The following is a 12,951-nucleotide window of genomic DNA, read 5'->3' as shown; positions in this document are numbered from 1 at the left end:
GCGGGGCGCCAGGCAGGGCTCACTATACCGGAAGTGACCCGGCGGACTCACTCAGGGAGACGCGGATTGAATGGCGCCTGCGTGGTGGTCCAGCGTGGTCCGGGTCGCGATCACCGCGCCGCCCAGGCAGACATCACCGCGGTAGAAGGCGATGGACTGCCCGGGGGTGGCGGCGCGCTGCGGGCTGTCGAACACCACTGTGGCGCCCGTCGGCGCAAGCGCCTCGATGCGGCAGTCCTGCAGGGGCTGGCGGTGGCGCAGGCGGGCCCGGAGCGGCTCGTCCGGGGCAGGCACGTCGTGGATCCAGTGGACCGGCTCGGTGACAAGCGTCGGGCTCATCAGTCGCGGATGCTGCGGCTCCTGGGCGACGACCAGGGCGTTGTGCTCGAGATCCTTGTCGACCACATACCACGGGGCCTCGGCGAAACCGTCGACCCCGCCAATGCCGAGACCCTGGCGCTGGCCGAGGGTGTAGAACATCAGGCCCTGGTGGCGGCCGACGACCTGACCCTCCGGGGTGCGCATCTCGCCCTCGGCGGCGTTCAGGTACTGCGCGAGAAAGTCGCGGAAGCGCCGCTCGCCAATAAAGCAGATCCCCGTGGAGTCCTTGCGGGCGTGGTTCGGCAGACCCAGTTCGCGGGCCCGCTCCCGGACCTGGTCCTTCGGGATATCCCCCAGCGGGAACAGGGCCGGGCGTAACTGCTCCTGAGTCAGGGTATGCAGGAAGTAGGTCTGGTCCTTGTTCGAGTCGGCCGCCATGCACAGCTCGCTGAAGTCCGCATGATGGCGGACCCGCGCGTAGTGACCGGTGGCGATCCAGCGGGCGCCCAGCTCGCGCGCGTGGTCGAGGAAGGAACGGAACTTGATCTCGCGGTTGCAGAGGATGTCCGGGTTGGGGGTGCGCCCGGCCTCGTATTCGTGGAGGAACTGGGCGAACACCCGCTGGCGGTAGTCCTCGGCGAAGTTCGCCTTGTGCAGGGGGATCTCGAGACAATCCGCGACCTCGCGGGCCATCGCGTAGTCGGCCTCGGCGGCGCAGTATTCGGCGTCGTCGTCATCCTCCCAGTTCTTCATGAACAGGCCTTCGACGCGATAGCCGGCCTCCAGCAGGCGGCTGGCGGCGACGGCGGAGTCGACGCCCCCGGAGAGGCCGATGATGACGCGCTCGCCGCCGCTCATGGCGTGACCGCCCGAACCAGCCCGCCGACCGCCGCGAGCGGGAGACGCGGGCCAGCCTGGTAGCGATGGATGCTGCGCATCACCAGGGGGCTGCGCAGGGGCCAGTCGCGTTCGGCCGCCTCGGGTGTCAGCCAGTGCAGGGCATGGATCGCCGGGTCTCGCGGGCCGGGCGAGGGCAGGGGCGTGGTCGAGCCACAGAAGCTGGTGCGCAGGATGACGGCGCCGCTGGCCAGTTCCAGGAGATCGCAGCCGAGGGTGGCCTCGGGGGTGAACGCGAGGGAGGTCTCCTCGCGGACCTCGCGTATTACCGCCTCGATCAGGTCTTCGCGGGCGTCCAGGTGCCCGGCCGGCTGGTTCAGGACCCGGCGCCCGCCGTCGGTCTCCTCGACAAACAGGAACCGGCCTTCGCGCTCGATCACGGCGGCCACGGTGATGTGACAGGGGAGGCGTTCGGTCATGCGGCGGATGATAACGCAGGCAGTGGCGCACACGACCATGACGGAACGTCGATTTCACTCGCTCCGGGCCCCCGGAGATGGCGCTTCGGCATGTATAATCGAGGCATACCCGATTGACCGATCCATTGATCTCGATTTCCGTACAAGGAGTTGGCATGGCCTATCAGCACATTCAGGTCCCGGAGAAGGGCGAACGCATCACCGTCGACGAGCAGGGGAAGCTGCAGGTGCCGGATCATCCGGTGATCCCCTATATCGAGGGTGACGGCATCGGGGTCGATATCACCCCGGTGATGCGCCGGGTGACCGATGCGGCCGTGGAGAAGGCCTACGGCGGGAAGAAGGCGATCGAGTGGATGGAGGTTTATGCCGGCGAGAAGGCGACCAGGGTCTACGACGATGATTCGGGCCTTCCGGACGAGACCCTGGAGGCGGTGAAGGATTACCGCGTGTCCATCAAGGGCCCGCTGACTACGCCGGTTGGTGGCGGTTTCCGGTCCCTGAACGTGGCGCTGCGCCAGAAGCTGGATCTGTACGTGTGCCTGCGCCCGGTGCGCTACTACGACGGCACCCCGAGCCCGCTGAAGGCGCCGGAGAAGACCGATATGGTGATCTTCCGCGAGAACTCGGAGGACATCTACGCCGGTATCGAGTTCGAGTCCGGCACGCCGGAGGCGAAGAAGGTCATCGACTTCCTGCAAAACGAGATGGGCGTGACCCAGATCCGCTTCCCGGATACCGCCGGCATCGGCGTGAAGCCGGTTTCCAGCGAGGGCACCAAGCGCCTGGTGCGCAAGGCGATCGAGTACGCGATCGACAACGACCGCCCGTCGGTGACGCTGGTGCACAAGGGCAACATCATGAAATTCACCGAGGGCTCCTTCAAGGCCTGGGGCTACGAGCTGGCCCGCGAGGAGTTCGGTGCGAAGGACCTGGACGGCGGCCCGTGGCAGACCTTCAAGAACCCGAAGACCGGCCGCGACATCGTGATCAAGGACGTGATCGCGGATGCCTTCCTGCAGCAGATCCTGCTGCGCCCGGAGGACTACTCGGTGATCGCCACGCTGAATCTGAACGGCGACTACATCTCGGATGCGCTGGCCGCGCAGGTGGGTGGCATCGGCATCGCTCCGGGTGCGAACCTGTCCGACACCACCGCGATGTTCGAGGCCACCCACGGCACGGCGCCGAAGTATGCCGGCCAGGACAAGGTGAACCCCGGCTCGCTGATCCTGTCTGCCGAGATGATGCTGCGGCATCTGGGCTGGCCCGAGGCGGCGGACCTGGTGGTCAAGGGCATGGGCGGCGCGATCAGCGCCGGCGAGGTGACCTACGACTTCGCGCGGCTGATGGATAACGTCGAGCCGATTGCCTGCTCGGCCTTTGGCGAGGCGATGATCAAGCACATGTGACGGGACGGGTCGGTGGTCGGAGTGTCCGTAAGGGCACTTGGCCTCGGCCCGGAACCATTCGAGGATGGAGACGACCCAAACGAGTAACCGCTGAAGGCGCGAGTTCGACCGATGAGTGATGACAAGCCCCAAAACCCCGATCGAGACGACTCGGTAACGGTCGAAGAATCGAGGCCGGAGCTCAAGCCACCGCGACAGTACAAGGTGGTCCTGCTCAACGACGATTTCACGCCCATGGAGTTCGTGATCGAGGTACTGGAGACCTTCTTCAGCATGGATCGCGAAAAGGCCACCCGGGTGATGCTGCACGTGCACACGCGCGGCAAGGGAGTATGCGGCATCTTTACCCGGGATGTGGCCGAGACCAAGGTGGCGCAGGTGAACGACTACGCCCGCAGCCATCAGCACCCACTGCTTTGCTCGATGGAGGAGGCCTGACTCCCATGCTCGACAAGGAACTCGAATTCAGCCTGAACATGGTCTTCAAGGAGGCCCGCGAAAAACGTCACGAGTTCGTGACCGTTGAGCATCTGCTGATGGCGCTGGCGCAGAATCCCAGCGCGGCCACGGTGCTGCGGGCCTGCGGGGGCGATCTCGATCGCATCCGCGACGAGCTGGAGGCCTATATCGACGAGAACACGCCGCGCATCCCGCCGAACGATTCGCGCGAGACGCAGCCGACGCTGGGCTTCCAGCGCGTGCTGCAGCGGGCCGTGTTTCATGTGCAGTCCAGCGGACGCAAGGAGGTCTCCGGCGCCAACGTCCTGGTGGCCCTGTTCGGCGAACAGGACAGCCAGGCGCTGTACGTGCTGGGGCAGCAGAACATCTCGCGCCTGGATGTCGTCAACTTCATCTCGCACGGGATCTCCAAGGTGGGTGAGGACGAACTCGGGGCGCAGCCGAACTCGAACGAGTCCCAGGCCGAGCCGGTGGAGGGCGAGCGCGAGGAAAAGACCAACGCGCTGCAGCTCTATGCCACCAACCTCAACGACAAGGCGCGCAAGGACGAGATCGACCCGCTGATCGGGCGCGATCACGAGATCGAACGCACCATCCAGATCCTCTGCCGCCGGCGGAAGAACAACCCGTTGCTGGTCGGTGAGGCCGGGGTCGGCAAGACCGCCATTGCCGAGGGTCTGGCGCGGCGCATCGTCGACGAGCAGGTGCCCGAGGCGATCGAATCCGCGACCGTCTATGCCCTGGACCTGGGGGCGCTGGTCGCGGGGACCAAATACCGCGGCGACTTCGAGAAGCGCCTGAAGGGCGTTCTGGCCCAGCTCAAGAAGGAGCCGGGGGCGGTGCTGTTCATCGACGAGATTCACACCATCATCGGGGCCGGCGCGGCCTCCGGCGGGGTGATGGATGCCTCCAACCTGATCAAGCCGATGCTCGCCTCGGGCGAGCTGAAGTGCATCGGTTCCACGACCTACCAGGAATACCGCGGCATCTTCGAGAAGGATCGCGCCCTGGCGCGGCGTTTCCAGAAGATCGAGGTGCCCGAGCCGACGGTCGACGAGACCGAGCAGATCCTGCGCGGTCTGAAATCCCGCTTCGAGCTGCACCACAACGTACGGTTTACCAAGCCGGCGCTGCGGGCGGCGGCGGAGCTGGCCGACCGTTACATCACCGACCGCTTCCTGCCGGACAAGGCGATCGACCTGATCGACGAGGCCGGGGCCAGCCGCCAGCTGCAGCCGGCCAGCCAGCGCAAGAAGACCATCGGTGTGCAGGATATCGAGAGTATCGTGGCGAAGATCGCGCGCATCCCGCCGAAGTCGGTTTCCAGCTCCGACAAGGAGACCCTGCGCAACCTCGACCGCAACCTGAAGATGACCGTGTTTGGCCAGGACGAGGCGATCGGCACCCTGGCGACAGCCATCAAGATGGCACGCTCCGGTCTGGGCGACATGGACAAGCCGATCGGCTCGTTCCTGTTTGCCGGGCCGACGGGGGTCGGCAAGACCGAGGTCACCCGTCAGCTGGCGCAGCAGATGGGCATCCACCTGGCGCGGTTCGACATGTCCGAGTATATGGAGCGCCACACGGTCTCCCGCCTGATCGGGGCACCGCCCGGCTATGTGGGGTATGACGAGGGCGGGCTGCTCACTGACGCCATCCTGAAGCATCCGCATTCCGTGCTGCTGCTGGACGAGATCGAGAAGGCTCACCCGGACGTCTTCAATGTGCTCCTGCAGGTCATGGACCACGGCACGCTGACGGATGCCAACGGACGCGAGGTGGACTTCCGCAATGTGATCCTGGTGATGACCACCAACGCCGGTGCCGAGCAGGCCAGCCGCCCGTCGGTGGGCTTTACCCAGCAGGACCACTCCAGCGATGCGATGGAGGCGATCAAGCGGACCTTTACGCCGGAGTTCCGCAACCGGCTGGATGCGACCATCCAGTTCGGGCCGCTGGACGAGGCGACCATCCTCAATGTGGTCGACAAGTTCCTGACTCAGCTGCAGGCCCAGCTCGACGAGAAGAAGGTCCACCTGACGGTGGAGCCGGACGCCCGGGCCTGGCTGGCCGAGCATGGCTACGACGTCAAGATGGGTGCGCGACCGATGGCCCGCACCCTGCAGGAGCACATCAAGAAGCCGCTGGCCGACGAGCTGCTGTTCGGCCGTCTGGCGCACGGCGGCGAGGTGGTGGTCCGACTGGGCGAGTCCGGGCTGGAGCTGGATATCCAGGAGACGGCCGTGTCGTCCTGATGCGGCGTGCTGGCATAACCGGGCCCGCGCAAGGGCCCGCAAATGAAGAAGCCCCGGTCCTGCCGGGGCTTCTTCGTTGGAGAGGCGAACTTACTTGTTGCGGTAGACGATGCGACCCTTGGTCAGGTCATAGGGCGTCATCTGCACGATCACCTTGTCGCCGCGCAGGATCCGGATGTAATGCTTGCGCATCTTGCCGGAGATGTGCGCCGTGATCGTGTGCCCATTTTCGAGCTCCACCCGGAAGGTGGTGTTCGGGAGCGTCTCGACGACGGTACCCTCCAGCTCGATTTCGTCTTCCTTCGCCATACAGTTCCTCTCGTATTGAATCAAGGTGGCGACATTATCCGGATGCACCAGCGGAACACAAGTCATGGCGCGCCTCGCAGGGCCGGTCCACGGCGTGGATCGACGGGGCGAGGGCCGCGGCGCGCGTGTGGAACGAGCCGGCCGCCGCGTTTGCCGCGATTTCCCTGACCGCCTACACTACGCGCGCTTTCACGCGCGAGACCATTGCGAATGACAACTTCTTGGGCAGCCGTTTTTCCCGGCCAGGGGTCCCAGTCCACCGGCATGCTGGCCGATCTGGGCGACGACCATGCCATTGTCCGTGACACCTTTCAGGAGGCGTCGGACTGCCTCGACGCCGATCTCTGGAGCCTGTGCCAACACGGCCCGGTCGAGCAGCTGAACCAGACCGAATGGACCCAGCCGGTGATGCTGGCCGCGGGGGTTGCCGCCTGGCGACTGCTGAGCGAGCAGACCACCGCGCGCCCGCAGGCGGTTGCCGGTCACAGTCTCGGCGAGTACAGCGCCCTGGTGGCCGCGGGCGTGCTGCGCTTCCCCGATGCGGTACGGCTGGTCGCGGAACGCGCCCGGGCGATGCAGGCGGCGGTCCCGGAAGGCGAGGGCGCGATGGCCGCGATCCTCGGGCTCGACGATGCCGCGGTGCAGGCCCTTTGCAGCGAGCATGCGGGTGGCGAGGTGCTGGAGGCGGTCAATCTGAACGCCCCGGGCCAGGTGGTCATCGCGGGTAATGCCGCGGCGGTGGACCGTGCGGTGGGGGCGGCGAAGGACGCCGGCGCCAAGCGCGCCCTGAAGCTTCCGGTCTCGGTTCCCTCGCACTGCGCCCTGATGCAGCCGGCGGCCGAGCGCCTGCAGGCCGCGCTGGACAGCACCCGCTTCAGCTCGCCGAGCATCCCGGTCTGGCAGAATGTGACGGCCGCGCCGGCGGATTCGGCGGAGACCATCAAGGACAACCTGGCCGCGCAGCTGTACCGGCCCGTGCGCTGGGTCGAGAACATTCGCGGTCTGCGCGAGCAGGGCGTGGCGGTGCAGGTCGAGTGCGGGCCCGGGCGCGTGCTGACCGGACTGGCTAAGCGCATCGACCGCGATCTGGAATTGTTCGATGTCGCCGATCGCGACACGCTGAACGCCACCCTGGAACGCCTGGGGTCGGACGCATCCTGAGCGCGCTCGCGCCGCCGCGGTTCGCGACTCCCTCTCACATGAAGCAAAGGCACAACCATGTCTGACAGCAAACGTGTAGCCCTGGTAACCGGCGCCAGCCGCGGCATTGGCGCCGCCATCGCCCGGCGTCTGGCCGAGCAGGGCCTGCAGGTGGTAGGCACCGCCACCAGTGACGCCGGCGCCGAGCGGATCACCGAGGCCCTGAAGGAATGGGGCGGCCGCGGCATCGCCATGGACGTCACCGACGCCGATTCCGTCGCCGCCGGCCTGCAGGCGATCCAGGCGCAGGAAGGCCCGATCGAGGTGCTGGTGAACAACGCCGGCATTACCCGCGACAACCTTTTCATGCGCATGAAGGACGAGGAGTGGGATGCGATCATCGACACCAACCTCTCCGCCGCCGTGCGCCTGACCCAGCGCCTGCTGAAGGGCATGATGAAGCTGCGCCGCGGCCGTATCATCCTGATCGGGTCGGTGGTCGGCTCCACCGGCAACGCGGGACAGACCAACTATGCGGCGGCCAAGGCGGGCCTGGCCGGGTTTGCCCGGTCGCTGGCGCGCGAGGTCGGCAGCCGCAGTATCACGGTGAACACGGTCGCCCCCGGGTTCATCGATACCGACATGACCCGCGAGCTGGGCGATGACACGAAAGCGGCCCTGCTGGGCCAGATCCCGCTGGGGCGCCTCGGCGCGCCGGAGGAGATCGCCGCGGCGGTGGGTTTCCTCGCGTCCGAGGAGGCCGGTTACATCACCGGCGAGACCCTGCACGTGAACGGCGGGATGTTCATGCATTGATCACGGCGGGCAGGCCGCGTGCCGCCCGCATGGCTCGCTGCACGGATCGCTAGATCGCGGCGGGGCTTTTCTCTAGAATGGCGGACCTTTCAACGAAGCCGCCTCACACCGAAGGGGATTTCTGAACCATGAGTAGCATTGAAGAACGCGTCAAGAAGATCGTTGTCGAGCAACTGGGAGTCAAGGAAGAGGACGTGACCAACGCCGCCGCTTTCGTTGACGACCTGGGTGCGGACTCGCTGGACACGGTGGAACTGGTGATGGCGCTCGAAGAAGAATTCGAGACCGAGATCCCCGACGAGCAGGCGGAAAAGATCACCACCGTGCAGCAGGCGATCGACTATATCAACGAGCACATGAAGGACTGATCCGACGCCTCCGGGCGCCGGTCAGGACGACGCGAACGGGCCTTCCTGCGCGCAGGGCGGCCCTTCGTCGTTTCGCTGAACGCGTATTTCAGTCTTTCGAGGAGAACATCATTGGCTAAGCGACGTGTCGTGATTACCGGGCTGGGGATTGTTTCCCCGGTCGGATCCACTATCGACAAGGCCTGGAGCAACATCAAGGCCGGCAAGAGCGGCATTTCCCCCATCGATGTCTTCGATGCCTCGGACATGCCGGTGAAGATCTCCGGCGCCGTTCGGGATTTCGAGGCCAATGATTACGTCCCGACGAAAGATCAGAAAAAGATGGACACCTTCGTCCTCTACGGGCTGGCCGCGGGGCTTCAGGCCCTGGACGACTCCGGACTGGAGGTGACCGAGGAGAACGCCGAACGCATCGGGGTCGCGATCGGCTCCGGCATCGGCGGTCTGCCGTATATCGAACGTTCCTACGGGGCATACCTGAAGGGCGGGGCGCGCAAGATCTCGCCATTCTTCGTGCCCAGTGCGATCATCAACATGGTGGCTGGCAATCTGTCCATCATGCGCAACCTGCAGGGCCCGAACATCTCCATCGTCTCGGCCTGTGCCACCGGCACCCACAACATCGGCGACGCGGCGCGCATGATCGCCTACGGCGACGCCGATGCGATGGTGGCCGGCGGGGCCGAGATGGCGACCACGCCGCTGGGCATCGGCGGCTTTGCCGCGGCTCGCGCGCTGTCCACCCGCAACGACGATCCGGAACGCGCGTCCCGCCCCTGGGACCAGGATCGTGACGGCTTCGTGCTTAGCGATGGCGCTGGCGTGATGATGCTGGAAGAGTACGAGCATGCGAAGGCTCGCGGGGCGAACATCTACTGCGAGGTCGCGGGGTTCGCCTGGAACGCGGATGCCCACCACATGACGCAGCCCATCCAGGATGGCTCCGGCGCCGCCAAGTGCATGCACCGGGCGCTCAAGGATGCCGGCGTGAATCCGGAAGAGGTCGGGTATATCAATGCGCACGGGACCTCGACGCCGGCGGGCGACCTGGCGGAGACCCAGGGGCTGAAGAAGGCCTTCGGCGACCATGCCTACAAGCTTCTGGTGAACTCCACCAAGTCGATGACCGGCCACCTGCTGGGGGCCGCCGGCGGGATCGAGGGCGTTTTCACGGCGCTGGCCCTGCGCGATCAGGTGTCGCCGCCGACCATCAACCTGGAAAACCCGAGCGAGGGCTGCGATCTGGACTATGTGGCCAACGAAGCGCGCGAGATGAGCACCAAGGTCGGCCTGTCCAACTCCTTCGGGTTCGGCGGCACCAACGGCACGCTGGTGTTCCGCAGCATCTGACGCTGCGGCGCCGCCATGGCGGTCCATCCACTGGCCGCCGGGGTCGATTTCGCGGCCCTGGCGCGGCGATTCCCCGAACGCTACCCGCACCTGCTGGAGTCGGCCCTCATCGGGCAGGCCCCGGCACGCTTCTCCATCCTGTTTGCCTTTCCCGGTCGAACCCTTTCGACCGCGGCGGGCGAGGATATCCTGCAGGCGCTGGACCAGGACCTGTCCGGGGTACCGGAGCTGGCCCCGGACGACACGCCCCATGCCCATCTCCCGTTCCTCGGAGGGTGGTTCCTCTACGCGGGATACGAGCTGTCCTGGGGCCTGGAGCCGGCGCTGGGTGAATGCCGGTCGGATCCCTGGCTGCCGGACGCGCTGCTGACCTATTTTCCCGCGGCCCTGATCCATGATTACCACGCGGGCCGGACATGGTTCGTGGACGAAACGGACGATGCCGAGCGCCGGGCGCAGGTCGAGCGGGACCTGGAGGCAGTACAGGAGGATGCGGACGCGGCGTGCAGCCCGTTGCCCGATCTTTCGTTGCAGGAGGAGGATCCGGCCCGGTACCGCGAGGCGGTTCTTCGCGGCCTCGAGTACATTCGGGCCGGCGACACCTTCCAGGTCAATCTGTCGCGGGAATGGCAGGCCACGGCGGCCGCACCGCTGGATCCGGCGGTGCTGTATATGCGCCTGCGTCAGGCGAATGCGGCCCCGTTTGCCGCCTGGCTGCAGTTGCCGGGGGCCCACGTGATCAGCTCCTCGCCGGAACGCCTGGTGTCGGTAGAGCGGGGCGAAATCGAGACCCGGCCGATCGCGGGGACCCGCAGACGGGATGCGGACGCCGATAAGGATCGGCGTCTTTTCAGTGAGTTGAACTTTAATCTTAAAGAGCGGGCCGAACATGTGATGCTGGTGGACCTGGAACGCAACGATGTCGGGCGGGTGGCCGAGATTGGCAGCGTGCGGGTCGCGGAGCTGATGACCATCGAGAGCTATCGCCGGGTGCACCACATTGTCTCGAGCATCGTCGGGCGCCTGCGCCCCGGGACCACGGCCGCTGATGTCCTGCGGGCGGTCTTCCCCGGGGGCACCATCACCGGGTGCCCGAAGATTCGCAGCATGCAGATCATCCAGGAACTGGAGCAGTACGCGCCGCGTGGCGCCTATACCGGCGCCTGTGGCTACGTTAGCCGGCACGGGCGCATGGATACCAACATCCTGATCCGTACGCTCGTTGCGCACGGGAACGAGCTGCGCTTCCGCGCCGGTGCCGGCATCGTGGCTGACTCGGACCCGGAGCGCGAGCTCGAGGAGACCCGGCACAAGGCAAGGGGTCTTCTGGAGGCGCTGGGCGTGCACAACGAGGCGCTTTCGTGATCCTGGTGAACGGGGAACCGGACGAGAACGTCTCGGTGGGTGATCGCGGGCTGCTGCTCGGGGATGGGCTGTTCGAGACCCTGCGCGTGCGTTCGAGCCAGCCGCAATTGTGGGCGTACCACCGGGATCGGCTGTGGCGGGGCCTGCGCCAGCTGGGCTTCCCGGAGCCCGAGGAAGGGCAGATTCTCGAGGAAGTGGCACGGGTGGCGCACGGGCCCGAATGCCTGGTGCGGGTGACGATTACGCGTGGCGGAGGGCCCCGAGGGTACGCGCCACCCGCCCATCCGGCACCCACGCGGATCGTCAGTGCCGGGCCCGCGCTGGACGCCACGCCACCCGGCGACCGGAGCCCCCTGGTTCTGGGCTGGTCGGCCGTCCCCGTTGGGGTGAACCCGGCGCTCGCGGGGCTCAAGCACACCAGCCGCCTGGAACAGGTGATGGTACGCAGCCACTGGGAAACTGGCTGGGAGGAAGCGATCGTTTGCGATGCACTGGGGCGGGTGATCAGCGCCACCCAGGGCAATCTCTGGGTGCGCGAGGGGCAGCAGCTGCTGACGCCCCCGCTCGACCAGGCCGGGATTGCCGGGACCCGGCGGGCCTGGATCCTCGATCATGCGGCAGGGTTTGGATTCTCCGTGGTCGAGGAATATCCGGAGACCGAACGGATCAGGCAGGCCGACGGTATCTACATAACGAATGCACGTCTCGGGATGACCCCGGCGGTGCTGGCTGAAGCGGACAATCCGGGGCGCGCGTGGCAGGATGATCCGCTCTACCGCATGGGAATCGCGTTGCATGAAGCGCATTAGTCTCGCCGTCCTGGCTCTGGTGGTCGCGCTTGCCCTGGGCACCGCCTGGTGGTTGGGCGAACACTACCGGGCACAACTGGACACGCCCCTGGCGCTGGACGCCTCGGAACGCTACCAGCTTGAATCGGGTCAGGGGCTGCGCTCGGTCAGCCGTTCGTTTGCTGAGCGCGGCTGGATCGAGTCCGCCTGGGTGGCGGAGGTCTACGGGCGGCGCCAGGGGCTTGCGCCGCGGCTACAGGCCGGCGAGTACGCAGTGACCCCGGGGATGACGCCGCGCGATCTGCTGCACGCGATGGCCCGGGGCGAGGTCATCCAGCATCGCCTGACCTTTCCCGAGGGCTGGACCATCCGCCAGGCACTGAGCGCGCTGCGCGAACATCCGGAGCTGGTCGGTCCGCCGGAGTCGGTCGGGGTTCACAACCTCCTCGAGACCCTGGGCTTGTCGGACCTGGATCATCCGGAAGGCTGGTTTCTTCCGGATACCTATTTCTTCGGCTCCGGCACCGAGGCCCTGACGGTGCTGGAGCGCGCCCATCAGGCCATGCGCCTGCACCTGGAGCGGGCCTGGGAAGGCCGTATCGAGGACCACCCGGTGGATTCCCCCTATGAGCTGCTGATCCTGGCCTCGATCATCGAGCGCGAGACCGGGCGTGGGGACGAGCGGGACCGGGTAGCGGGCGTATTCGTGAATCGGCTGAAGCGCGGCATGCGACTGCAGACCGACCCGACCCTGCTGTACGTGCAGGAACCGGGCGTGCAGCGGCTGACGCGGGCCGAGCTGGATCGTGACCACCCCTACAACACCTACACGCGCGCGGGGTTGCCCCCGACGCCGATCGCGCTGCCGGGGCGGGCCGCCCTGGAGGCCGCCGCGCGGCCGGCGGATACCGACGACCTGTTCTTTGTTTCGCGCGGCGATGGCAGCCATCATTTCTCCCAGACCTATCGCGAACACCGCGAGGCCGTGATCCGCTACCAGCTGGGCGGGGACGGCAGCCGCTACGGCATCCGCAACCGCTAACGGGAGCCCC

13 protein-coding genes are annotated in these 12,951 nt (G+C 66.6%); 10 read left to right on the top strand and 3 right to left on the bottom strand.

Features of this window, described 5'->3' with window-relative positions:
• Positions 1 to 51: 51 nt before the first annotated feature.
• Positions 52 to 1,179 carry a tRNA 2-thiouridine(34) synthase MnmA gene (gene mnmA / locus D105_RS0102740; RefSeq protein WP_018866333.1) on the bottom strand — a complete coding sequence of 376 codons (1,128 nt, stop codon included), beginning with the start codon at positions 1,177 to 1,179 and terminating at the stop codon, positions 52 to 54.
• Positions 1,176 to 1,637, bottom strand: coding sequence for an NUDIX domain-containing protein (locus D105_RS0102735; RefSeq protein ID WP_026280392.1), 462 nt, complete (start codon positions 1,635 to 1,637; stop codon positions 1,176 to 1,178). Before D105_RS0102735 ends, mnmA begins: the two co-directional genes overlap by 4 nt.
• 155 nt (positions 1,638 to 1,792) lie before the next feature.
• Between D105_RS0102735 and icd the strand changes: the two genes are divergently transcribed.
• The 3 genes from icd to clpA all read left to right on the top strand — a co-directional run bounded on the left by icd (position 1,793) and on the right by clpA (position 5,763).
• Entirely contained in the window at positions 1,793 to 3,049 is a 1,257-nt protein-coding gene (icd, locus tag D105_RS0102730; RefSeq protein WP_018877408.1) for an NADP-dependent isocitrate dehydrogenase, read from the top strand.
• Between the two features lie 111 nt (positions 3,050 to 3,160).
• Complete coding sequence (gene clpS / locus D105_RS0102725) at positions 3,161 to 3,487, top strand: ATP-dependent Clp protease adapter ClpS (RefSeq protein ID WP_018140091.1); 327 nt, start codon at positions 3,161 to 3,163, stop codon at positions 3,485 to 3,487.
• Positions 3,488 to 3,492: 5 nt separating this feature from the next.
• Complete coding sequence (clpA, locus tag D105_RS0102720) at positions 3,493 to 5,763, top strand: ATP-dependent Clp protease ATP-binding subunit ClpA (protein ID WP_018877407.1); 2,271 nt, start codon at positions 3,493 to 3,495, stop codon at positions 5,761 to 5,763.
• 90 nt (positions 5,764 to 5,853) lie between these two features.
• Here the strand turns inward: clpA and infA are convergent, their stop codons facing one another.
• On the bottom strand, positions 5,854 to 6,072 hold the full coding sequence (gene infA, locus D105_RS0102715) for a translation initiation factor IF-1 (protein WP_012982660.1): 219 nt from the start codon (positions 6,070 to 6,072) through the stop codon (positions 5,854 to 5,856).
• A 210-nt stretch (positions 6,073 to 6,282) separates the two neighbouring features.
• Between infA and fabD the strand changes: the two genes are divergently transcribed.
• The 7 genes from fabD to mltG all read left to right on the top strand — a co-directional run bounded on the left by fabD (position 6,283) and on the right by mltG (position 12,941).
• The gene (gene fabD, locus D105_RS0102710) at positions 6,283 to 7,233 is read left to right on the top strand and encodes an ACP S-malonyltransferase (RefSeq protein ID WP_081619267.1); all 951 of its coding nucleotides are present in this window, start codon (positions 6,283 to 6,285) and stop codon (positions 7,231 to 7,233) included.
• 57 nt (positions 7,234 to 7,290) lie between these two features.
• Positions 7,291 to 8,028 carry a 3-oxoacyl-ACP reductase FabG gene (gene fabG / locus D105_RS0102705; protein ID WP_018866327.1) on the top strand — a complete coding sequence of 246 codons (738 nt, stop codon included), beginning with the start codon at positions 7,291 to 7,293 and terminating at the stop codon, positions 8,026 to 8,028.
• A gap of 128 nt (positions 8,029 to 8,156) precedes the next feature.
• The gene (gene acpP / locus D105_RS0102700; RefSeq protein ID WP_017941560.1) at positions 8,157 to 8,396 is read left to right on the top strand and encodes an acyl carrier protein; all 240 of its coding nucleotides are present in this window, start codon (positions 8,157 to 8,159) and stop codon (positions 8,394 to 8,396) included.
• A 129-nt stretch (positions 8,397 to 8,525) separates the two neighbouring features.
• Positions 8,526 to 9,746, top strand: coding sequence for a beta-ketoacyl-ACP synthase II (fabF, locus tag D105_RS0102695; protein ID WP_018877405.1), 1,221 nt, complete (start codon positions 8,526 to 8,528; stop codon positions 9,744 to 9,746).
• 15 nt (positions 9,747 to 9,761) lie between these two features.
• Complete coding sequence (locus D105_RS0102690) at positions 9,762 to 11,111, top strand: aminodeoxychorismate synthase component I (RefSeq protein WP_018877404.1); 1,350 nt, start codon at positions 9,762 to 9,764, stop codon at positions 11,109 to 11,111.
• On the top strand, positions 11,108 to 11,920 hold the full coding sequence (pabC, locus tag D105_RS0102685; protein WP_018877403.1) for an aminodeoxychorismate lyase: 813 nt from the start codon (positions 11,108 to 11,110) through the stop codon (positions 11,918 to 11,920). Before D105_RS0102690 ends, pabC begins: the two co-directional genes overlap by 4 nt.
• The gene (mltG, locus tag D105_RS0102680; protein ID WP_018877402.1) at positions 11,907 to 12,941 is read left to right on the top strand and encodes an endolytic transglycosylase MltG; all 1,035 of its coding nucleotides are present in this window, start codon (positions 11,907 to 11,909) and stop codon (positions 12,939 to 12,941) included. The genes pabC and mltG overlap by 14 nt, the downstream gene beginning before the upstream one ends.
• Positions 12,942 to 12,951 lie beyond the last annotated feature (10 nt).

The organism is Thioalkalivibrio sp. ALE28 (assembly GCF_000377425.1).
Taxonomy (GTDB): Bacteria; Pseudomonadota; Gammaproteobacteria; order Ectothiorhodospirales; family Ectothiorhodospiraceae; genus Thioalkalivibrio.
This window is presented reverse-complemented; position numbering and strand designations above follow the sequence as displayed.